The organism is Pseudalkalibacillus hwajinpoensis (assembly GCF_015234585.1).
Classification (GTDB): domain Bacteria; phylum Bacillota; class Bacilli; order Bacillales; family Guptibacillaceae; genus Guptibacillus; species Guptibacillus hwajinpoensis_B.
Genome location: NZ_JADFCM010000002.1, coordinates 191,171 through 215,229, shown reverse-complemented (window position 1 = coordinate 215,229; position 24,059 = coordinate 191,171). Strand labels below are relative to the sequence as shown.

General features: G+C 35.9%; 19 protein-coding genes. 13 read left to right on the top strand and 6 right to left on the bottom strand.

Translation table 11 applies throughout. The features are described 5' to 3' along the window. Nucleotides 1-20: 20 nt before the first annotated feature. Entirely contained in the window at nt 21-854 is an 834-nt protein-coding gene (locus IQ283_RS09050; RefSeq protein ID WP_206759454.1) for a tyrosine-type recombinase/integrase, read from the bottom strand. A 939-nt stretch (nt 855-1,793) separates the two neighbouring features. On the opposite strand from IQ283_RS09050, the gene IQ283_RS09045 reads away from it, so the two are divergent. Beyond that, the gene (locus tag IQ283_RS09045; protein WP_242057305.1) at nt 1,794-2,975 is read left to right on the top strand and encodes a replication initiation protein; all 1,182 of its coding nucleotides are present in this window, start codon (nt 1,794-1,796) and stop codon (nt 2,973-2,975) included. A gap of 212 nt (nt 2,976-3,187) precedes the next feature. Here the strand turns inward: IQ283_RS09045 and IQ283_RS09040 are convergent, their stop codons facing one another. After that, nucleotides 3,188-4,198 (bottom strand): hypothetical protein, encoded by a 1,011-nt coding sequence (locus tag IQ283_RS09040; protein ID WP_194219854.1) that lies wholly within the window; start codon nt 4,196-4,198, stop codon nt 3,188-3,190. A gap of 815 nt (nt 4,199-5,013) precedes the next feature. Between IQ283_RS09040 and IQ283_RS09035 the strand changes: the two genes are divergently transcribed. After that, nucleotides 5,014-6,204, top strand: a complete 1,191-nt coding sequence (locus IQ283_RS09035; protein ID WP_242057304.1) for a ParM/StbA family protein — start codon at nt 5,014-5,016, stop codon at nt 6,202-6,204. A gap of 66 nt (nt 6,205-6,270) precedes the next feature. Beyond that, on the top strand, nt 6,271-6,789 hold the full coding sequence (locus tag IQ283_RS09030; RefSeq protein WP_194219853.1) for a hypothetical protein: 519 nt from the start codon (nt 6,271-6,273) through the stop codon (nt 6,787-6,789). A 422-nt stretch (nt 6,790-7,211) separates the two neighbouring features. Here the strand turns inward: IQ283_RS09030 and IQ283_RS09025 are convergent, their stop codons facing one another. Together IQ283_RS09025 and IQ283_RS09020 are read right to left on the bottom strand one after the other, a co-directional pair. Further along, on the bottom strand, nt 7,212-7,508 hold the full coding sequence (locus tag IQ283_RS09025; RefSeq protein WP_194219852.1) for a hypothetical protein: 297 nt from the start codon (nt 7,506-7,508) through the stop codon (nt 7,212-7,214). Nucleotides 7,509-7,692: 184 nt separating this feature from the next. Continuing rightward, complete coding sequence (locus IQ283_RS09020) at nt 7,693-8,118, bottom strand: hypothetical protein (RefSeq protein WP_194219851.1); 426 nt, start codon at nt 8,116-8,118, stop codon at nt 7,693-7,695. An 831-nt stretch (nt 8,119-8,949) separates the two neighbouring features. On the opposite strand from IQ283_RS09020, the gene IQ283_RS09015 reads away from it, so the two are divergent. Then, nucleotides 8,950-10,263: a replication-relaxation family protein gene (locus IQ283_RS09015; protein WP_194219850.1), complete on the top strand. Its 1,314-nt coding sequence runs from the start codon at nt 8,950-8,952 to the stop codon at nt 10,261-10,263. After that, nucleotides 10,253-13,087 carry a type IV secretory system conjugative DNA transfer family protein gene (locus IQ283_RS09010; RefSeq protein ID WP_194219849.1) on the top strand — a complete coding sequence of 945 codons (2,835 nt, stop codon included), beginning with the start codon at nt 10,253-10,255 and terminating at the stop codon, nt 13,085-13,087. The genes IQ283_RS09015 and IQ283_RS09010 overlap by 11 nt, the downstream gene beginning before the upstream one ends. Nucleotides 13,088-13,125: 38 nt before the next feature. On the opposite strand, the gene IQ283_RS09005 is transcribed toward IQ283_RS09010, so the two are convergent. Beyond that, nucleotides 13,126-13,950: a Ku protein gene (locus IQ283_RS09005; protein WP_194219848.1), complete on the bottom strand. Its 825-nt coding sequence runs from the start codon at nt 13,948-13,950 to the stop codon at nt 13,126-13,128. A gap of 129 nt (nt 13,951-14,079) precedes the next feature. Continuing rightward, nucleotides 14,080-14,934: an ATP-dependent DNA ligase gene (locus tag IQ283_RS09000; protein ID WP_206759453.1), complete on the bottom strand. Its 855-nt coding sequence runs from the start codon at nt 14,932-14,934 to the stop codon at nt 14,080-14,082. Between the two features lie 347 nt (nt 14,935-15,281). Here IQ283_RS09000 and IQ283_RS08995 point away from each other — a divergent pair, with 347 nt between their 5' ends. From IQ283_RS08995 to IQ283_RS08960, 8 genes are all read left to right on the top strand, one after another. Further along, on the top strand, nt 15,282-16,190 hold the full coding sequence (locus tag IQ283_RS08995; RefSeq protein ID WP_194219846.1) for a S1 RNA-binding domain-containing protein: 909 nt from the start codon (nt 15,282-15,284) through the stop codon (nt 16,188-16,190). Continuing rightward, nucleotides 16,180-17,163: a replication-relaxation family protein gene (locus IQ283_RS08990; RefSeq protein ID WP_194219921.1), complete on the top strand. Its 984-nt coding sequence runs from the start codon at nt 16,180-16,182 to the stop codon at nt 17,161-17,163. The genes IQ283_RS08995 and IQ283_RS08990 overlap by 11 nt, the downstream gene beginning before the upstream one ends. Before the next feature lie 38 nt (nt 17,164-17,201). Next, nucleotides 17,202-17,771, top strand: a complete 570-nt coding sequence (locus tag IQ283_RS08985; RefSeq protein WP_194219845.1) for an HD-GYP domain-containing protein — start codon at nt 17,202-17,204, stop codon at nt 17,769-17,771. A gap of 280 nt (nt 17,772-18,051) precedes the next feature. Continuing rightward, on the top strand, nt 18,052-19,581 hold the full coding sequence (locus tag IQ283_RS08980; protein ID WP_194219844.1) for a hypothetical protein: 1,530 nt from the start codon (nt 18,052-18,054) through the stop codon (nt 19,579-19,581). Next, nucleotides 19,578-20,321, top strand: coding sequence for a hypothetical protein (locus IQ283_RS08975; protein ID WP_194219843.1), 744 nt, complete (start codon nt 19,578-19,580; stop codon nt 20,319-20,321). The genes IQ283_RS08980 and IQ283_RS08975 overlap by 4 nt, the downstream gene beginning before the upstream one ends. Before the next feature lie 17 nt (nt 20,322-20,338). Further along, complete coding sequence (locus tag IQ283_RS08970; RefSeq protein ID WP_194219842.1) at nt 20,339-21,520, top strand: ParA family protein; 1,182 nt, start codon at nt 20,339-20,341, stop codon at nt 21,518-21,520. Continuing rightward, on the top strand, nt 21,520-23,064 hold the full coding sequence (locus IQ283_RS08965; RefSeq protein WP_194219841.1) for an ATPase, T2SS/T4P/T4SS family: 1,545 nt from the start codon (nt 21,520-21,522) through the stop codon (nt 23,062-23,064). The genes IQ283_RS08970 and IQ283_RS08965 overlap by 1 nt, the downstream gene beginning before the upstream one ends. Then, on the top strand, nt 23,065-24,048 hold the full coding sequence (locus IQ283_RS08960; RefSeq protein WP_194219840.1) for a hypothetical protein: 984 nt from the start codon (nt 23,065-23,067) through the stop codon (nt 24,046-24,048). Nucleotides 24,049-24,059 lie beyond the last annotated feature (11 nt).

Genomic DNA, 24,059 nt, shown 5'->3' with positions numbered 1-24,059 from the left:
TCTTCAAGGTAAGAATTGTTTTATTGGTAACGTACCATACTAGTTTTTACTAATTGGGCTGCACTTGCTGGCTTTATACCAAGAATAGTTGAGATACTTTCAATGGTATATCTCTTTTGTTTATATAAATAATAAGCATAAGCGTTCCTGATCATATTTAAATTCAATTTAGTAGGTAAACCGTAATCTTTGGATATCGCATTTATATGAGCATACAAAGACATAATTTCTATGGGTACTGAAGTAGAATCATGTTTTTTTGTAATAAAAACAAATGGAGTTCCGTTAAACTGTGATTCATAATAATAACTCATAAAAGTTTCAGCCGCATCATGTGTTAAATTAATCTCATGCTTTTTTAATTTAATAGTTACACTATCTCCCATATCTACTACATTCTCTTTAATAAATTGGAATTCAGAATGTCGTAATCCTTTAAGTGTTAAAACATATATCGCTTTTCGAAGTGAACTATAAGTTGGATTAGATAAAATATCTGGAAGTATATCTAGCAACTGTTGATAGGTTATTTCTGTCTTTTTAGTATCTTCTAGCACTAATCGTTTTATCTTAACTGTTGGATCAGCAGCAATTTTATCTTTTTGCCACAAGTAATCAAAAAAGCTCTTCAAGATAGACAAGTACTTATTACATGTCATTTTGCTATGGCCATCGCTCAAACATGAATCAATAAACGTTTTAATATCTTTAGGTGTTATCTCAAAGACTTCTTTATTTTTCTCATATTTCATATCTATATACCTAAAGAAAGCTCTTACCGTTTTAACGTAGCTTGTTATAGTTTCAGTGCTATATCCTTCTCTTTCCATGTAGGAAGTATATCCGTATGGCATGACTATCACTCCATTATAAAGAATGTATTACCACACTATTCATATAGATGTTATAGTTAGTGATTTTCGACTTTCAGTATTATGTTTAATTAAAAAATACAAAAATTAAGAGGAAACAAGACATTTAGAGTCTTGTTTTGTTGTTTTATATTATATTGTTTTAATATATTTAAATGATTTGTTTGTTTTCGGATCTATTAAACTACTGTCAGCATTGCGTTTATAGTAGTTTGCTATAACAAAAACAGGGTTAAAGATAACAAAAACAGGGTTAAATATTACCTATACAGGGTTAAGTATAACAAAATCAGGGTCTTAGTTATAACAAAAACAGGGTTAAAGATAACAAAATCAGGGTCAACATTACATAAACAGGGTTAGTATAACAAAAACAGGGTCAAGTAAATTTTATTAGTTTCAGACGAAGTCTTCTTTTTAAATATAACAAAAACAGGGTTGAATAATTGTTTTTAGGTAGAATCTGGTTAAATATTGTTACTAAGTATAACAAAAACAGGGTTAAAAGATTCCAGATGTTGTATAGTGGCGTTTTTTTGAGTGAAATATAACAAAAACAGGGTCATCACTTATTTTTTAGCGTACAAAACCAATTAACTATAACAAAAACAGGGCGAACTTAATAAGATACAAGATAATGAGCCATAAAAAATATGTTGTCTAGCACTGAAATATAACAAAAACAGGGTCAATACTTATAAGATATAGTCAAAAATAAGGATTTAAGTCCCGAACTATAACAAAAACAGGGTTAATTATTCTCGATTTCCAATAAAAATAGTGAAATATAACAAAAACAGGGCTCTAGACAGTAATCTTTCAATCGTTAACTTTTAACTATAACAAAAACAGGGTCTTGTAATAGTTAAGTCTGCCCTTCATAATAAAATTAAGATAGGAAAAGCTTGGTAGGTGAATTATGTGTCAGTAGATCAGAAACATCTAATAACGAAGTCTAATGCATTAGTTGAAGCTAACTATAAATTGGGTGTCTTAGAGCAGAAGATTATACTTATGCTTGCAAGCAAGTTACAACCTAGTGATACAGAATTTAAGACTTACAGTCTCAGTGTAAATGAATTTGCGAAACTATTAGGTATATCAAGTAAATCCAAGTACGAAGAAATCAGAAAAATCACTTATGCTTTAGTAAAAAAAGGTTTTGAGGTCCGAGTAGATAATCGGGTTCACCAGGTAAGCTGGCTCTCTTCTGTTACTTATAACGAAAATGAAGGAACAGTAGATTTAAGATTCGATCCCTTCCTTAAACCATATCTATTAGAACTAAAAAGTCATTTCACAAGTTACCGACTTGAAAACGTCATTAAGTTAAAAAGCTCCTACTCTATTCGGCTGTATGAATTATTGAAACAATATGAGCGTGTTAAAGAACGGACATTTGAACTATCACGACTCAGGGAAATGCTGGGCATTGAAGATATGTATCCAGTGTACGGAAACTTTAAGCAAAGAGTTCTTCTCCGCGCCCAAGAAGAACTTAAGGATAAGACTGATATTTCTTTCCAATTAGAAGAGATAAAAAAAGGAAGAAAAGTAGTGAAATTGAAGTTTATCATCCTTCAGAATAAAACAGTACCCAAAGGAAACCATCAATTATCTATGTTTGATGAGTCATCGGGGCATATTATTCAGAAATTATTGTTAGATAACCAAATTGACGTTTCTAACGATGTGTTGGAACGGTGGTTATCTTCACATGGTAAGGAAGCAGTAATTGAAGTTATCAAATATTCAATTGAACGGGATCATGTTAAAAATAAGGGGGGATACATTAATTCCGTTTTAGAAAAAGGGTACAATCATCCTGAAAAAGGATCAGAAGAAGATAACCAAGAGGAAGAACAAGTTGACCTGGAATTGCAAGAAACCAAGGTGGTTGCCCAAGTAAAAAATAAGTTTAAATTAAAAGGTTATCGCAATGAATTACTTAATAAAAGTCATGGAATTATATTATCCGAGATTATTAAAGAAATCGAGATGAAATTTAACCTTGATTATCATGGAGCATTTAAAATTTATAAGAAATATGAAGAAGAATTAGATCCAAATAACTTTAGAAAAAAACCATTGACTACATATTAATAAGAAAAGGCACTCTCATTTTGAGAGTGCCTTTTCTTATTAATATCATTTAAAACAATAGATCAATTCAACTTTTCAAAAATAGTAATAACTATTGCACTTGTTAGGGTAACTAAAGCTAGGCCCAATATTGCTGTATCCAATTTTTCTTTCGTTTTATCTTTTAATAAAGCTAGCATTTAAACACCTCACCTTACTATTTATTAATAGTATTATGTTAACATGTCATCATTATCCTCATTGGAATTAATCAAAAATTTAGATAGCTGGTCAATCGATATTTCGTTACTAGGATCATTTAGATATTTCACTTTTGTTTCTACCTTGGAAATTTTCAATACTTGGTTTTCAATTTCCTCTTCTTTTTTATTTTTTTCTTCGTCTAATTCTTTTAATTTTGCTTTTAGTTCTTTAGTTTCCTCTTCTAACTCTGTTGTAGCTGCTACTTCTTTTTCTGCATTAATAGAAGCTTCCCTTAGAACTTGATCAATGTCCACCTCATCCTCTTCACTTTGAGGCTTAAAAATGCTCCAGAAGCCCTTCTTTGTATCTTTGTTTCCTGCTCTCGTATTTCTGAGTGAATAATCTAAGACTTTATAGTATTTATTAGTAGCATGTTCTTTTTCTTTCGTTAGCTTTACAATCTCAATTTTATGGTTTATAAAATCTATTTCTCTATTCAAATTTGTTAATTCAACCTTCAAGTCGGTAAGGCTTGTCCTCTCCTGGAGCTCTACTTGTCTCATGTTTTGAATAAGCATCATCTTTTTTAATTCATTAAGTTGGGCATTATTATTCTCTTGAGATGGTTCCAAAGCGCTATCAGTCGTACGTCGTTTGGGTTTAATACTGCTACCAGTGGATGATAATGCAGAAATCCCTAGTGCATATCCAATGTCTACCGTTGTTTTGTTAGCTTTCTCTACTAAAAGTAAAATCATGTGTAAACGGAAGACACTTTGGTAGTTTAATCTGTAATATTTACCGGATCTCTCTGGTGCTACATAATCCTCGAGTTCTGTTCTAAAGTAATTTCTTAAAGTACTGTCTTTTCTTCCAATTATTTTCCCAGCTTCCACCGTACTGTATGTAGTTTCAGGATGCATTTCTAGAATACTCTCAGTGAAGACGTCATCCAAATCAATTTTATTAATCTGTATTTCTCTGAATATGGGATCATCGTTAAAATTTTCTTCCAATAGTTCTTTCATATTGTATTCCATCGAGGCACCTCCTCCGCTATAGCGCAATCTCGTATTAAGTTATCTTTATTTTATCTGCAAACCAGCAATATATCAAGGATTGCTTGCGCGCTATGAAACCACAAACGATTCACAGCTCACTAGTTACGTGTAGTTTGTTGAATGTAACGCAAGCGTTCCGCAACGCTACATAAAATTCTATTTCGTTAGTTTTAACTCAAGCGAGGTTGATAGCTTAGGAAACGATAGGAAGCGGCATAGCTGCACATCGTTTGTGTGATTGTAGCGCAACTATAGTTGTTTTGGGTAGTTGATTTTACCGTAGCGCACATTGTTCTCAAAGGCTTTTCTGTAGCGCTACCGTTGTATTGCGCTGCATAGCGCTAGAGATTCCTGATTTGCAGATTAAACTTTTCATATCGACTGATCCGATAAAAATTTACACATCAAAGGTTAAACAGAAATGAAGAGCGATTTTCTGATAGATTAAAAATCAAAATTAATAAAAAGAGAATATGACTGTGAATTGGTGGTCTTATCACCAGTCGATACCTATAGTGACTGGGTGTTAGTATTCGATTGAGTTTCAGCGCGCTACAACTCAATCAACGAAGTTGTAACTCTCAAGTAGTAAATAGTTAAACTTTACGAGTTTTCTTGTATATAAAAACATCAATACATTTATATATATTAAATTATTTGTATTGATATTTATATGTATAATAATCAATACATATATAAGTATACTTGCGTTAAAGTTGGTAAAGCATGGACATTGAAGAATTTATATCATATAATCAATACAAATGTACTGATAAAAGAAAGGGTGCTGAATAATGAAGATGAATTTTAAAGTAGCAAATGATAATGGAAATAGTGAACAAGCGTTAATTGTTAACGGTGATCTCTACAGACAACCTAATACATATGCATTACCAAACAAACCATCTTTCGAAGATAATACTGAACCTCATAAACTAGTAGATGGCCTTTTAGAAGAGCTTCAAGTAGACATTCAATCTGATAGCATGAACTTTGGAGGTCTTTACTTTATTGGACGAAAGGCGATTAAAAGCAAACATGTTTCCCATACTATGAGTGTTGAGAGTGAAACGAAATATGAGCACGATTTGCCAATGATAACTACGCTAGGTAATTTGTCTGCAGTGGCTGTCCAACAAGCGTTTAAAAATAAGAAGGAAATACCAAAAGAGATTAACCTTACAGTTGATATGGCCACAGCGCTTCCAGTTAACCAATGGACTAGAGAGAATGCTGATAAATTCGCTAAGAAATTTACAGAAGGTTTTCATACTGTCATCGTTTATATTGGACACCAAAAAGTTAAGGTATCTTTGAACTTCGAATACGTTAAGGTTATTCCAGAAGGAACACCAGTGTTATTTACTCTTATTGAGGATCAAGAGGGTAACTACCGTTCTGATGATTTGTTTGAAGAGTTTAATTGGGAATATAAAAAGGAAGTCGATGGAGAGTATTTCCAAGGGAAACGAATTAAACATGTCGATATTGGCGATGGAACAACGGATACACCTCTTACAGTAGGTTGGGAGTATGATAGAGATTTCGTAAATGGTATTTCAACTGGCATTGGTCATTCGATAAACAAAGCAATTGAGCTATTTAAAGAAGAGGTATCAAGCATCAATGTATCAAGACAGCAATTTATTGATTATATAAAAGATACCGGACACAAGTATCACGACGATACAGTAAGGTTGTTAAAACAATCAATGAGGTCTGAAGTACAAACTATCTTTTCACATATTCAAGATGAAGTAAAAAGAGCTTCCAATGAGGTTGATGTAATATGTGTTTACGGGGGAGGATCTATCATGATGAAAGATCACCTTTATCCAATGCTAAAAAAGCTATGTGACCGCTCTGAGTTACAAGCTGAGCTGTTATGGGTACCAGAAAAGTACGCTCCATTAATGAATGTGAATGGATTGAACATCTTCTTAAAGACAGTATTACCGGAATTAAAGAAGAAAGAGTTAGCTTAAATAAAAAAATTGGCGGGCATAACACTTTGTTATGTCTGTCTTTCTCTAGAATGGTGGTGAATGTAATTGCGTAAAAAACCAAAAGTGCGTGGGGAAAGCTGTATGTTACGGACAAAGCAAAATGAACCCCAGTACATTATGGATTGGATAAATAGCCAGTCAAATTTCAGTAAATCTATTCGTCATCTCATAGAAAAGGATGTTGCAGAGAATGGGATACGCGATTTAAAAGAAGAAATGATGTACAAACAGATCCATCCTGGTACACCACAAGGCACACCAGCTCCAGTGGCCAATAAAGAACATGAAGTCGATAGACCTGTGGAACATTCAGCTTTAAAACCAAGCGAAGGTAATAAGCCTATATCCTCAAGTGAAAAAGAAGAAGGAACTCCAGAGGTTCACCTGGAGAAGAAGAATTATGAATTGCAAAATGTTTCTGAATCTGTAATCAATCCTGTAACTGAGGAACTGGCTGAAGGTCGCGAAGAAATACAAGTTAAAAGCGATTCCGTAGAGAATGATAATCCAGATAAGAAGAAAGGAAAGAAGGTTCAACGGAATATAGATGTATCAAGTTGGTAAATAAAGTTTAATCTTTTTAGCAAATCTTATTTAAAAAAAGGCGGTTGCCAGCCGTCTTTTTTGCGTTTTCATACTTTTGTGATTGATGATAGAAATAATTACACTCTAAGAAGGAGATGTTTGTTTGGGAGATTAAAACTGAGATAAATCATGGAGATTGATACTAATAATGACATTTCAAAAGATGTATTCACTGAGCTATTTAAGATCAGGATAAGGATAAGGCTGCTGTATATATTCTTGGTTGGGGTAAAATGGGAAGTAATTATTCTGTTAGGTGTTCTTCCAAAAGTATAATAATGTTAATAGGTGTTATTTTGGGAATAAGAACCGCTAGAAGTAGACAGTTATGCTTATGTTCCCATTGTGTATGACATGTGTACGTATTAACAAAATAAATACCACTTGGACGATCCAAGCGGTCAAAGAGCGTTGATTGCTCGTAAATCAAATTTGTTAAAAGGTAAGTTGATGGTACTTCCTGTTCGTGCGTCGTAACGAATCATCGTGTAAATGTCAGCATCCAACATGAAAAGAAAGTAGTAATCAACAATCGCTTCATTTGTATTCCAACTCTTATAGTAATCATGAGAGATTTTCAACACTGGTTCAGATAGCCTATCGGGGTTATCGCTTTGCAAAAATGACCGTACTTCCCAGGCGATTTCGATCCAAGCGTAGTCTACTTCACTTGCAGTGTATTTCTTGTCTAATTCCATTTTCATTCCTCCATTTACGCCTAATTGTTTTCAACCAGTGCTGCATAATTCATCGCTTTTTATGTGATTACCAATTGTTTTTCATCTTCTTCTAACGATATCCAGATGTATCTATACATGATTTCTTTAGATAGTTACTGTCCCTGCGGTAAATATTGAGTTTAATATGCCCGGACCATTGATCTTACTGTAAAGTCTTTTGCTTTAACTTTTTTATTATGACCTCTGCATTTTTCTTCTCAATTGTTTTCTCTTCTAATTGCCTAGTCAATTCTGAAACAGTTCCTTCTAATTTTTTCATCTTCATTTCTAAAAACTCTATTTCTTCTTGATGATTAGACGTTAACATTTCAATGATAGAGTCATGCTCTCTAGCGCTTGATAAGAACAATTCAGCGATTCGTTTTAAATACGATGAAAGCACATCACCTTTACTAATGCTGTTAACAATTAATCGTTCTTTCTCTCTCTCTAAATGATCGTTGTAAAGCAAAGAAATCATTTCTCCCTTTTCTTGTATTCGGTTATCAGAAATATATTGCTGAGTTAATCCTTCAATTGCAGCTTTCACATAAGGATCTACCTTTTGAGCGTATTGTTCCTTCCCCATACAAATACTCCTTTCAATATTTGAGTTAACTGGATAACTGGTTATCTGTTAACCATTGTTCCCAACAAAAGAAAACCTATACTTTAAAGACAAAAAAACATATGTAATTTTGTATAAATGTTTATAAGTACATTTTTTTGTATCTTTGTAATGATTTTTGATCTCGATGCAGCTTTGATATTAATAAAGTAATTAACGCTATAAATCGTTTATAGGTTATAGCGCAATCATGGACAATCAAAAGCGCTCCTTTTTGTTTGATTGAAATTGAATATAATCTGTTTTATCCCAGGGTCGTTTGGTCGTTCGGTCGCAAGGGGAGTGCTTCAGAGGTGGGGAGTAGAGGTTATTTTGCTTGTTCTTAAGAGATAATTTAATCGATCCATCCATAGGGTCAAAACTACAAGCTCAAATGCATATGGCACCCTGTGGATTTGGGTCTATATTTGCTTCCATAGGGTGACAGGCTTTCATAAGTAGGTTTTTTAGCCCACAGATAACCCAGACTTAACTATCTGAAGCAACCTGTTATTACCCTAAATTCCTGTAGATTTTTATTAGAAATTGCAAATTGTTTTTTGCCCTCGTAATATCGATTTTCCTATTTCATTCTTTTCATATATAAGCCCTTAATGTATGATAACTTTAGACAAGAAATTGGAGGTACTGTATATAACGCTCATAATCGTTGGAGTTAAACTTTAGTTCATTCAATTTCAGTATTTTGCAGTTAACTAATATCAAAAGGGATGCACCCTAAACTTTCGTAATTGATCAAACAGATCAATTATGAAGTTAGGTGCATCTTTTTTTAGTTTAGGAGGTTCTGTTTTGAAGCATATTAACGACTTTGAGAAAAAGAAATTTATTAAGGGAATGAACCGAAAAGGGGTCGAGTTAACTCAAGTTGAACTGAAAATGCTTTCCTTTTTATTCGAACAAAGCATGTTAAGAGGAGAGGACCTTTATGCATTCCTTACAAATCAGCTTAGTATTACTAAGAAATCTTTTGGAAACAAAATGGCTAGATGGAGAAACTATGATGTCGTTCATGGCCAGAAGGTTAGATTGGGGCAAGATGGTTTTGCATTCTATATATACCAACTAGGAAAATGGGGAGCTGAAATTTTAGTCAATGAAGGGATGATTCCTGAAAGTGCACTTCCTATTAAAATTCAAAACGGTTATGAAAGAAAACAACTTGCTCATTTGTTTGGAACAAAACAGCTAGTGTTGGATGCGGTACTACAATGCGAGGAAGATAAGGTTGAATCGTTTAATCCTTACGATAAGCCTTATCATGAACTGGTTAATAAAATCGAACCGAAGTTCATTGTTCCTGACTGGGTTTTACGTTCGGAAAACAGATATGTCTATATAGAAGTCGATAGCGGAAGTGAAAGACTCCAGGTAATTGAGAACAAAGTGAAAAAATACATTGAATTAAGTTTGAAGTATCCTGAGCGGAATCACATTGTATTGTTTTCTGTAATAGAGGAGAAGGATGTGTTTTTCTCACCATCTGAAGAGCAGAAACAACGTCAAGTAAGAATTGATAACATGAAACAAAAACTATATCAATTATCCAACCTTTTGCAGAGCAATCTTAGCGTATATGTTTTACATTCTTCAAGAGCGAGTGAAGTAATACCTCAACTGCTTACAGGTGACAAGCCATTACCGGTGTCTTATGTGGATATGGAACTTGATACAACCTGGAGTATTCTCCATGAACATAACGAATATTTTGCATTTGAATTAAATCCTATTGACGACAAGGACGTTTATTTACATGACGTAGATCATTCTTTATACGCAGACCGAGTTTATGAAGTTGTTCACCCACTGGGTAATTTTAAAGAAATAGTACTGTTCATTGTTTTAGATGAGGGAAATGCGCAAGTTTACGAAAGACTTCAATACCTCTCTACCGCTATAGATAAAAACTATTTTAAGCAGAAAGTCCATAAGATAATGGGGATCTATCCAGATAAAGAGCAGCTTTCAAATGATGTAATTGGTATGCTCACTGATAATGTCCTTTATATAGATAACCAATCACTAATGGAAGGATCAGACCAGGTTCCTGTTTTTTATAGACATAAGACGAAACTACTTGTGGAGGAGACAACCTATGAAGGTTAAAAAAGAGGCTGCAATAGATTCTCAAAAGGAACAAAATTTTCTTGAGTCGTTAATCGAGAAATTAAAAGATAAAATCCCAGAGGACATGCGCGATAACTTAATTAGAAAAGCACCATTCTCCATTACTACAGCCTTAATTGTCTTAATGATCCTACTAGCACTAAGGACTTTAATTAATTTCGCATTCCTAATGATCGGTCAGTTTAGAGAGACAATTCCCGTCATTCCTTTCATAGGTGACCCTACAAAACCAACTCTCGTAGGCTTAATTCTCTTTACGCTAATTTCTATTTCGGCTTGGTTAATTTCAACCAAACTTGAAAACTATAAAACCATTGCTTGGCGATATACGATCTTTTTCTCTATGTTGCTAGGTATTACTACATACTACACTTGGTACGTAACCGCTCCTGTATATAACCATATTGCACCATACTTGCTAGAACAGGAATCAAAACTCGATGTAGTAAACGTATGGCATGGTATATTAACCGGAAATGTAGACAACCTGATCATTCTTTTAGTATTCGTACCATCCATCATTGTTACTATGTTAATGCTTTGGGCAACTGGACAGTATTCGATGCATAATGAAGACTTGAAAACGAGATTTGAAGAGTTTGAATTTAAATCAAGAAAGCTACAAAAATTTTTCAAACAGGTGGAAGAAGAGAAGTTTCCAGATGTTGTTCTAGGTCCAGATAGTGATACAAATGAATCGATCATTCAACTAGGTAAAGATAGGACATTGAACAATTGCATTATCGGTAGTATCGGTACAGGTAAAACAGCTGCTCTAGTTCTCCCAATTTTGAACCAGGACTTACACTGGATGACAAAGTTTATTAACGCGTATCCATCTCTTTATGAGAGAGAAGATTATCATTCCGAAGATGTGAAAGGGAGTTACCTTAATGGTATTTCTGTTATCGAGCCATCGAATGATTTGTGTCAAAAACTCTTTCAGCTAGTTAAAGCTCACCATATACCAGAAGAAGCCGTTTTTTATATTGACCCAACTGATCCAAATACGCCATCTATAAATCCAATGCAAGGTCCAGTTGAGCAGGTAGCGGAAGCTTTTGCTATGGTAATCGCGGGTCTAGCTGAAGGGGGAGACGGCGGGAATTTCTTCTTCCAGCAATCAGAACGAAATCACCTAAAACATTATATCTATCTATTGAAATTGCATGAACCTACGAAAGAAGTAACGTTCGATATGCTGCTTGATATGTATAACAACTCTCAACTCGTAAGAAAAATGCATGAGACTCTAAAAGCAACTTTTCCAGAGAACATTGATTCCATTGAAGGAAGAGATGAACGGAACCACTGGAAAATCGTTCAACAAATTGATGAGTGGTTTGATGCTAATCTATTACCTATGACTGAGCGGAATGGAGCACCTGTAAAAGTCACACATGGAATTCATAGAGGAGAGGATGCTTACTACGATGCAAAATCAGAGTATGTACAAGGGCTCCGAAACATCCTAAATGACATCGGATCCAATTTGCTCATTCGTAGAGTGCTGTTCGGAAAGTCAGATTTTAATTTTGATAAACATCTTGAATTTGGAGGAGTATTACTCGTCAATACAGCAAAAGGGGAGTTAGCGGGACTATCCAACGTATTGGGTAAATTGGTATTACTTAGTCTGCAAAATGCCGTTTTCCGTCGAGAGCCTGCAACTTCAAATTTCCATCACATTCTAGTCGATGAATTTCCTGATTATATCTATCAGCCCTTTAAAGAATTCCCCGCTCAAAGCCGAAAATACAAAACCATTGTTACTGTGGTTGCTCAAACCATCGCACAGTTAGCTGATAAATACGGAGAAAGCTATATGCACACTCTTTTAGGTACTCTTCGTCACAAAATGGTTTATGGGGATATTCCAGACTATGATGCTGAAATCTTTTCAAAGATATTTGGTGAAGAGGAGCGGTTTGAAGAATCAATGAGTGAACAAGCCGTATCTGCTTTACAGGAGCAGCCCGTTACTCGGGCGGGAAGTTCTTATACTAAAACAGTTGAAGCTATCATGTCGCCGTCAGATATTATGTATCAGAAAGAATTCCAATGTGCCATTAAGATTGTTCAAAATAACCGACCTATACCTGTACGACAAATCGATGCTAACTTTGTTCCAAGAGAGGAATTTAAGGCATCACTTTTTGAAGTTGTTGAAGAAGCTGGAGACAGATGGATGTTAGAACGGAATCGCTTTTTAAACAATACAATTGAATTAATGGAAGAGGGTATTGAAAAGGTAGAGTTAGAGGAAATTGAACCTGAAACTACACCTCTTAAAGAAGAGGAAGAAGACACGTTTGCTTCGATCGTACCTTCAAATGAACAACCGATGGAGTTGAAATACCGCTCTTCGAGTACGAAATATAATTCAGCTTTGGAACAACAATCAGATAGAATAAGTGACCATGACTTTCAGAAAGATAATGAAGGGGGAGGAGCGGAAGTAACTAAAGTAAGTTCACCTACTGTACCAGAGAATTTAGCAGTCCCTGCTTCTGGAGAAGAAGATACCGACGCTTCAGAAATTGGTGATGGTGAATATGACCCTTTAAGTGATATATTTGGGACTGATGAAGGTAAAGAACTTCATAACGAACTCAAAAAGGAAAAAGAACTTGAGGTTAGTCAATTATCAGAAGAACATGAAGAACTCCTTAAAGAGATGGAGCAAGAACTATCTAATAACGATAAAGAAGATGAATTGGATAAAGATGGTGTTGAATCCCTAATGGGAACTTTTATCCCTGAAGGAAATTTATCCCGGAAGGAAAGTAATATTTCATCTTAAAGCAATTATAGTCAGGTATCATGAGATTGAAGAGGGCATTACTTAGCGACCTTTTTCTTTCTTGATGGTGCCTTTTTCTTTTGCGGAGCTTTTGAAGCGGCGCCTGTATCCAGACTAGCTTGAAGAGCATCCATCAAATCCCCCACCTTCCTCTTAGGCTTTTCTTCTACAACCTTAATTTCATTCCCTGAAATTTTACTTTCTATAAGGGCAAGAATAGCTTCACGTCTTTCATCTTTGTATTGCGTAGGTTCGAATTTAGTTGTGAGATGTTCTATCAGTTGTTTAGCCAACTTTTTTTCTTTTGTACTAACCTTTAACTCACTTGGAATATCAGGAACGTTACTAAAGTCTCTCACTTCATCTGGAAAATACATGGTTTCAAGCATTAGCCCTTTTTCATACACACGGACTGCTGCTAAATGCTCTTTGGAACGAATCGTAATTTTAGCAAGTCCGATTCTTCCAGACTCCTCCATTGCTTGTTTCAATAGCATGTATGGTTTGCTTTCATTCTCGTTTGGACCAATAAAATAAGAGCGGTTGAAATAAATTGGATCAATATCAGTCAGTTCAACGAAATCAACTATCTCAACTGATTTATTTTGTTCTCCAGCTAGCTCTTCAATTTCATTCTTCTCCATGATGACGTATTTTCCATCTTCATATTCATACCCACGTACGATATCCTCGGATTCTAAAGCTTTATCACATTCTGGACACCGTCTTTCATATTTAATCGGAGTATGACATTCCTTATGAAGATAGCGCATCTTAATATCCTTATCCTCTGTCGCAGCATAAAGCTTCACAGGGATATTTACTAACCCAAAGCTAATAGCGCCTTTCCACATCGTATGCATGAAGCTCATCCTTTCTATTCCATTCACTTTTCCTTAGTTTCTCTCAACAAAAAAAAAACATAATAGAAAATAAAGGAATAAAGATAGGCATAACCTTTTCCCAATGGTTCAAGGTATATTTGAGTCAATTTATATATCGAATTCTACAAAAGAAGGGATTCTAAGATTACCGTTACTAGTACGGTTGCGGTATTTTACTAAGCAGCGTAAACGTGGCTTAAAGTAAATCATCTCACTTGTTTCTCGGTCCAATAATTGTGTTTTTAAGTCATAAATAGCTCTTCGGGCCTCGGGAGGTACAAATTCCATCACGCCTACTGGACGAAGGCCGGATTCAGTTTCTTCACTGAGAAGCAAGCCATATTTTTTCTTCCGCTGCCCCATAATAAAGAATGTCTCTTTATGATAGTTAACAGCTTTTTTCCACGAATGTGAGCGCTTATTGACCTCATACACAGAGCTTAGCCTTTTCATCACTATACCTTCTAAGTCGTTTTCCTTGCACAGATTAAATAGTTCTTCCGCTTTCCCTATCTGGTACCGTACTTTTACAATTTGACCAGTGTCTTCCGGTAAAAGCTCATGAAGCAATTGTTTTCTTTCCGTTAGAGGTAGATTCATGACTGATACGCCTCGATGGTATAAAATATCAAAAGGTAAATATGTAACTGGCTCATGTACGGATCTATACTTAATTTTGCTGGAGTTCGCTAGATGAAAGCGAGACATTAGCGATTCAAAATCGGGCTTGCCTTTCTCATCAGTTTGTATAAGTTCTCCGTCTAAAATTGTCCCGCTCGGTATCTTCTCAGATATAATTTCGGGGAATGTATAAGTAATGTTATTGTGATGACGGCTATATAAGTTAACTTTGTTATCAAAGTGAGAGTAAATAAGTCTTATCCCGTCAGCTTTAAGTTCAGTTAAATAATTTGAGTCATTAAATGGGAGACTGGGTTGTAATAGCATTGGTTGAATAAACATTTGCACCACCTATTTAAGTATTTGCACCGTCTAGTCTATTAGCAATAAATACGGGAGAAAAATGAAATACCTGGTCTAAAAAGATGGAAGGATGACTATACTACTTTTAAATCACCTTTTTCCGGGGATTTTCTATCATCATTTACTTAAACTTTCTTGCCTATTCATTATCTCTCATGTAAAATCATTGGTAAGTAAAGTAATGAATTCAAATTTAAAGACACAACTCTATAAATAATGGGACTGCCCCAAAACTATGTAGTGCTACTAGGCGCTATGTATAGTTTTGGGGCTTTTTGTGTTTTTCATTACTTTCAGCAGAGTACTTACTAATAGGGAGGATAACCATGGAAGAACTTAAGCAATCATGGAAGAGTGATGAAGAACTAGAAGAACTTGCGAGGATTCGCCGTAATAGAACAATCACATCTGGATTTGTTCAATCAGTAGGATTTCTAAAGATGCCCATTGAGGAAAATGGACGAAGAGTTACAAAAGATGTAGAGGTCGCTATTTTTGACCTTAGAAGCGGAGTAAGAGCATACTGTCCTGTTCATGAGTTTTCTGAAAGAGAGTACCGCTCTTTATCCGGATTCGTAACGACTCAACAAGAATTTATCATTGATGAATTAGATTTAGAAAATCGCATTGCTATTGTCAGTGTAAAGAAAGCTGATCAAATGAAACACGATCAATTTTGGAGTCAGTTGCAGTACGAGGAACAGAAAGGGATTTTATCTGAAAATACTTATGAAGGAGTTATTTCAGGCTTTAATCCAGAAACTGAACGTATCTTTGTTCGTATTAATGGCGTCGATTGCTTCATGCTTAAATACGATTGGGATCATGGCCGTGTTAGGGATATTGCTAGTCAAATTGACCGAGGTAGCAGAGTCGATGTAAAGGTGGAACGAATCGATCTTGAAAGAAAGTTAGTCCAGGTTAGTCGCAAAGCAACGTTTGATGATCCATTCGACGAACTAGAAAAACTGAAAAGCATGGATGTCATTGGAGGAAAAATCAGCGCGGTTCACCCAATTCATGGTATCTTCGTTAAATTAGCAAATGGATTGGAAGTCAAAGGGAGCAAGCCCAGAAATCTTGAGGAACCACTGGTAGATGATATTGTAAGCTGTCGAATACAAGCTATTGATAAAGACAATCGCCGCTGTAAGGTAGTCATTACAGGTTATCCGCAAGGGAAGAAGAAACGCAAAGATATGGGAGCATTTCTCTTTGAAACAAATGCCCGTTGAAGCCTTGCACGATGAATCCATTGAATATCCGTACCTATATACAAAGAAAGGGGAGGTACCTTTTTGGGACCATCCCCAGATGTACGGTTATAAGTTTCTTCCTAAAGATTATAGACCTGTGGCGACGATTGAAGCAGTATTATCCCTATATGCTAGAAAGCGGATAGACGAAACCGATATAATGATTTTAAAAGTGCTTGGAGATGCGATCTGCTGCAATGAGGATCAGCTGAGACGTTATTTTTCTACTAAACTTACGAGCTCCCAGGTATCGAAACGCCTGGATAAGCTACGTAAAATGGCTTTTGTTGAACGATGGAAGGTCAGGGTTAGGACAGACGAAGAGTATAAACCACCCGCTCCCTTCGTATTAGGAATTGCTGGTTACAAGTTATTAAAACACTATTATAATCAAGACTTCTTCATGGACCCGAACCGTTGGGATTCGTTAGGAATTGGGGCAGTACAGCGATATGTCGCAGTAAATGAATTTCGATGCCGGTTGATTGAAGCTAGAGCGGCTTCCAGTTGGAAGTGGAATGCTCTCATCGCTGATAACAAACTTATTAAAAAACCAATGGGTGTAGCTGAAATTGTAACTCCGAAAGGAAATATTAACTTTTTAATTGATCGTCCTCAGATGAATCAGAATTATATAGGATATTTAAAAGATAAACTGCACAATTGGAAGAAAGTTTATCAAAAATACGGTAATAAGCTTCCTATTAGTGATTTTGCAGAAAACGTTCCCACAGTTATTATCTTTGCTTCGACAATTTCAATGGCGCAACAAATTCATAAAGAAGTCATGTTAGACACATTTCCGTATATAGTATGGTTTTGTATCGAAGAAGATATGACTGTAGATGGACTAGATAAAGCCTTCTATCGTCCAGTTAAAGAGGACTTACAAAGATTTACTCTAGACTTCTTGAAGAAATTAGAAAAGAAAGAGCCTGTGGGAAATCCATAATGTATTGAGTGAAAAGCCAGTTGGAGAAAGGAGGCAGCATGACTCAGGTAATTGAACCATCACTATTATTTAAACCTCTCCAAGAACTTTGGGAGCATGATGAATATACATTTCAACACTCGCTTAGAGTGGCCGATCGCCTTAAGCGATTTGGTGAATTTTTAAACATGCCTAGAGAATATCAGGATGATTTATATAAACTCGGAGCCTTGCATGATATAGGTAAAACTAAGATTCCACGTGAAATATTGAATAAAAGTAAGCCTCTCACAACGGATGAATGGCAGTTGTTAAGGCAGCACCCCGTCATTGGCTATAACATGTTAACTGGAGAAGGCTATTCAAGTAATATCTTGAGTGGCCTTCTCTATCATCATGAAAATTATGATGGCACCGGGTATCCATTCAAATTGAAAGGTGGTCAACTACCTCTCTTTGCCCAAATCCTTAGAATTGTAGATAGTTTCGATGCCATTACAAATGAGCGTACTTATCAAAATGCATCTACTGTTTCGGAAGCTATAAATGACATGACTCGTTTACAAGGCCGTGCATATGAGCCAGGTCTTATTGAGGACTTTGAGAGGATGTTGCACTCAATTAAATAGGAAATATTTCCCTCACACTAGTTGACTATCCATAGGTCTAATGGTACTATTTTCATTAGGAACACCCTCTCTTAAAGTTTTTTAAGAGTGTAGTTCCTTCATTACCCTTGCCGTACCACCCATTCGGCGGGGTATCTACATACTACCAATCATGACTTACACAAGTTAACTATTAAACTATATTATAGACGGGAGATCCCCGAAAATATTATGAGCTACCAAGCTATTAAGCTGGTAACCTCATAAAATTTTCGGGGATTTTTTTATGCGGAGTGATTCTATGGAAAACGTACTTTTAGCCATTGGTAATAAGAGTTTTAGTTCTATCATACTGAAACACCTGGAGAATAACTTAGATTCCTTTCACATTGCCAACCAAGAAGTGATGCATCATCGGTATTTAGAAGAACTGATCGAGGTTGAAAAACCGGATATCTTAATTGTCCATGACTATCATCTACCAAGTGACAAGTCCACTCAAGAAGAAAGGGAAGAAGAGTGGCTTTCATTTATTCAACGCGTCAGAGCTAAGTATGATAATCATTTACGCATTGTCTTCTTATGCGAGCGGGAGAAGGGTGATCCATTTCTCAGTTACTTGGTCAGCACGAACGTTTTAGACATCTTTAATAGTCGCATGATCGATATGGAAGACTTTATTGAGCAGCTTAAAGATAAGCCTCGTTTTAAACGAGTAGCAAAATTCGTTACCAAAGAAGTGCCAATTGCTCCACATTCAGATGAAGAAGATGAGGAAGAAAATGAAGAGTTAACCGCCCCCCCTAAGAAAAAGACTAAGGAAAAAAAAGAACCCCGACCACCTAAGGAAAAGAAGCCTGAAAAGCCACCACGACCAATCGTAAAGAAAGAAATCACCAAGAAAGTTGTCAATAAACAGGTTGTTAAACGCGATTTCAATATTCAAGTCAGTAACCAAGTTGAGCGGATCGTAGGAGTTCCTATTGAAAAAAAATTAGTGATGATTGGGAGTCACTTTTCTCGTACAGGGAGCACATTTATCTCTCACTTACTTGCTAGGCAATTAGCGCGGCTAGGTGTGACAGTTTCCTATATCGAGAATCCTTACGGGTCTTGTTATACCTATGATCGATTTATTGGCCACGAGAGAACAAGTAATTATCGAAGTAAATTTTATCAACTGGCTAAAAATCCAAAGTATAAGGACGAACTTTCCTTTGATTGGATTCAAGATGGTATTAATTTAATCATTAGGAATCCTTCAGAAGAGCCTAATTACGAGACAGATGACATCCCTTTTGACATCTTTATCAAAGTCATCCTTTCTGCTCCCACAAACGTCACAATTATCGACGTAGGGACAGATTGGAATAAACCAATTTATAGAGATATTTTTGATATCGCGACAAACGCCTTCTTTGTAGTAGAACCGGATATAAGCTCTATTCAACATTTAGAAGACCCAGAAAATACAGCAACAGCCTATTTTCATGAATATATGGAGAATGAGAAAAGCTCTCTTATTGGGAACCGCTTTGATCCAGAAATATTGAAAAATGAAGTCATTCGAGAACTATATGCGGATAAGCTGATTGCATCAATTCCAACATTTCCAAGTAAAGATGTTTTTGATACTCAATACAAAGGTTCGTTTTTGAATGATACCAGGCAATACTCGAAGCTGATAGCGACACAATTGAACCCGCTCCTATCGGAATTCCTTCCAAAAGAGTTTCTAAATAAAGCTCGGCGCAGAAAAAATGGACTGGTAAAAGGATTATTCAATAAAAAAATCACAATTCAACAGGCAAGTGAGGGAGGAAACTCATGAAACAAGGATTAAAAATAGCGTTTGGGATTCTACTGGCGGTCATCGTAATGGCTTTTACACCTATATATGACATTTACATAAAAGATCGAATCGATAGTGTAGATGTTGTGGTTGTTAAAGCAGGTAATGAAATAGAAGCGACTGAACCCATTACAGCTGATAAGCTACAGGTTGAAAGTAGAAGAAAGCAAGATCTCGTAGAAGGAACCATTTTAGCAAGTGATATTAACCAAGTTATTGGTTATGATGCAGGACAGTTATTAGTCGGAAATGCCATTATTTCAAAAAACATGGTGGACTACGATAAGTTAGTGCCTAATGAGAAAGATGGAGAGGCTATTCGTCCAATAGTAAGCGACATGATCTTTGCTATGCCGGGTTCTGTAAGACGTAAAGACACAATCGATATTTACTTGGTAAGTAACTCATTAATTGGTCAGTACGCCAAAGAGGACAGTGCAGCATCTTCTTCATCTTCAGATAAAAAGAAAGAAGCTGTCGCTAGCGGAGCAACTCTTAAAAACCCCTTGCTAACAGATGTGAAAGTTGTTTATGCAAAGGACTCATCGAATAAGGAAGTTGTAACAGACACTGAAACTAAATCAAAAGAAGAGAACGAACGGTTGAACGCTACTGGAAACATTTCAGATTTAGAAGTAATTCTAAATCAAGAGGATTTTGACAAATTAATGAGTGCTGTAATTGAAAATAAGAACAAACTCTACATTACCTACAATTAGGAAAGGGGAAACTAACCATGATCGTTGGTGTCGTTAGTTTTGATAGTAAATATAAAGAATTGCTACAAGCCCAGGAAGAAATTGAATTAGCACCGCTATTCGATAAGGTAAATGAGGACCATAATACTCCAGTCGAACTAGAAGCACTTTTGCTAGATGGTAAAGCTGTATCTTACGATAAATTATCTTTTATCCGTGAAGTCTACCCGGAAATCCCTATTTTCTATAAAATGCATAATATTTCAAGTCACGTTCGCACGATTAATATTGAACGAATTTGCAGCGGGCATCGGATTACACCTATTCATGAGAACTATACGATGGAGCAAGTTGTGAGTGATATGTGCTCGAAGCTTTTTGGTTCAGATACTTTTTCATCAAAGCGAATCGTCAGTTTCTTTGGAACTCACAGTGGAGCGGGAGTAAGCACCACAACTATGAATGTAGGAAAAGCCATTGCTGACCGAGTACACGAGAAAGTTTTGGTGCTTAGTTTGAATGCCTGGGACCCCGCTGATTACTTTACGGAATACAAGGGTGCTTATTTAAACGATTTAAAACTTGATTTAAAGTCACAAAATTTAACTCAAGCTAAACTAGGTGAATCACTTCATCAATATCAGAACTTATATCATCTTGCTGGAAATCGAGATATTAAGCTTCAGAGGTACTATACCAATAAGGAAATTGCACATTTAATTGATGTAGCAAAAGAAATGTTTGACCTCATCCTTATAGATGGAGGAACTCATTTTGATACGGCTTGTGCGACACAAGCATATGTTTCGAGCAATCTTCGATTTGTGGTCACTAATCAAGATGATAAGGGATATAGAGGGTATTTCCCCCATGTCTTCCAACAATTGATTGAGCCAGCAGGTGGTAAGCGTTCTGACTTCATGTTAATTCTAAATCGTTTCCAGACAAATATGTCTCTTATTAATGAAAAGGACCTCGAATCAGAGCTTGATATGAATCGAATCGCAACTATTCCTGACATGGATATTCTAGGATCAATGGCACTTCGACAGAAAAAGTTTCTTTATGACTTAGCAGATACTAAATACAAAAGAGGAGTTGATACCATATGCAACCTGATTATCTCAGAGGGAGAGTTAACCGAAAAGCCGCTTGAAGAAGAAGGACGTAAACAAAAAGGTTTGTTCGGGTTATTTGGAAAGAAAGCAGGTGTTTCCTAATGTCAAAGGTATTAGATAAAAATACAGAGGACATATTTAAAGAACTTGATACTCTGCTCGTTGATGATACACCGTATGATCCAAATGTTTGGGTGAGTGATCAGATTGAGAAGCAAGGGTTATCACCTAAAGGAACGATTACCACTTACGCGCTTAAAAAGAAGTTTAAAGACATCTGTTCAATTACAAGGAATGAACTAGAAAAGATCTACGATAGTGAACCCAGTACTACTAAAAGTAAAGAACAGGATGAACAAAAGAAACGAGAGATTGAATTTGTTGACCTCCAACATAGGGCTGTAATCGGAGATGAGCAAGCGGTTGGATACTTTATTAATAAAATAAAACAAGTCCTTTCTAATAAGAACATTACATCTACTGAATACCCTAATTTTTATTCCACATTAGAGGAGGCTATCTTTCATGAAGTTTGGGGAATCAGTATTCTTCACAAGTGGGAGAACTATCCTAAGAGTGAAGCTGCTGTAATAAGAGGTACTGAACTTTGGATTGATATTGATGGCCAGTTTATTCGACAGCCAGAGCGTTTTGAAAACAATACGGCTGTGGAACGTGTTAAGAAAGCATTCACGATGCGTTCTAAAGATGTTGTCATTAATGAACAAACCCCTGAAGCTGAGATGGAAAGAGAAGACGGTAGCCGGATTACGATGTTGCAGAGTCCTCGATCAAGAGAGAACTATATTATGTTCCGTCGTTTTATTGTAAAGGATATCAGCCTTTATGAGCAGGCTAATCTATCCACCATAAAGGAGGAAGATATTGATATTTTCAAAGCGCTATCTAGAACAATGCCAAACACTATTATTGCTGGTAGGGTGCGTTCAGCTAAATCGACTTTTATGAAGAGTTTACTTCGAGAACGTGATAGTAAATATGTAGTGGCTTCAATGGAAAAGCACTTCGAGTTGGGGTTGAGCGCTCAACTTCCAGACCGTTTATGTTTTGAAATTCAAGCAAAAGAAGGAGACCTTCATCAAGCCGTACCACGCCTATTAAGAATGGAACACGATTATATAGTGGTAGGAGAAATTAGAAGTTTAGAGACAGAAGGTTATCTAATGGCTTGTGAACGTGGAGAGCGTGGAGCTGCTTCAACTTATCACTTAACTGACGTTGAAAGTATTGTCCCACAAATCACACGGCATTTACTAGATGAATTCCCAAACCGTAACTTTGAGAATGAACTGGAGCGTGTAGCCCGTAACATCGACATCATAATTACAATGAGCACAGAACGAGATCGCCGTAAAAAGCGTGTGGTTGGTGTCACAGAAATTATCTGGGATCCAGATGAAAGAAAGTATTCCACCAATGACCTTATTAGGTATAGCAACGTTACCCAAAAATACTATTATGCTTCTAACATTACCAATCGCTTGGTACACCTTATGGCTGAAGAGAATTTAGAAGAAACGAAAAATCTTGTGAGATTACTCAAAATGCGTGAAAAGACTTCACCCATGAGTGATTATCAACAAATTGCAGATGACCTTTTAAAAGATATATTAGGAGACTTTTAAATGGAGGAGCTACTTCACTGGATTTGGACAAACGGCGTTTTCTATACGCTTTACTTTATCTTAATAGTAATTGGATTATGGACAACTAAAAGCATCATTGAATTGCCTTTCAAAGAACGATTTAGTCAGTGGCAGTATTTAAACCGCTTAAGAAAAATTCGAGCGACAGAGCAAAAAAACACGGCTATAGAATACGAAAATCGTTTTTTAAAACACATATATCTCCTGATTAAAACGACAAGTAAGCAGAATACAGAAATGAATGTTGTTTCCTTTTTAATAGTTTCAACCTTACTTTTTCTCTTTTCAACTTTCATTGTTGTTTTAAAGTATCAGGATGCTTTTCTGGGAGTTATTCTAGGAACTCTTGTCAGTATAGTACCTTACATGATGCTTCATATAAAACTAAGGAAACTTAGGTTTTTGATGGGAAATGAATTTCTGCCAATTGTCCATTCGCTAACTCAGAATTACAATGCCAATCACTATGATATGTATTATGCATTACGTGAAACGCAGCAAGGTATAGAGGACAAGCATTTACGTAAAGTAATGATAAAGCTGGTTTCTGATCTTCAAGTAGCAAGAAACGAGTCCGAGTTACGTATGTCAGTTCAAGTTTTTGTTTACACCGCCGGTACCAGCTGGGCGAAAAGACTAGGAAACATCATCATCAAGTCTTATCTATATAACGAAAATGTCTTGAAAACGTTATTGATCCTAACGAAGCAAATAGAGGATACAGAAGAAATGCTAGAACAAGAACAGTCCACTGCACTTGATACGGTATACAATGGTTATTTTACTCTGGTGATTCTCCTTGCATCGCTTGTTCTTGGATTCTATGTATCGGGAGCTCAAGATTGGGTGGCTCTCCAATTTGAGGATAAGTGGAGTTTACTAACGTTAACGCTATCTTCAATAGGTGTCGTATTTTCACTCATAATTTCATCTATTGTGAAGCGTCCTAAAAACGATTTGTAAAGAGGTGGTTG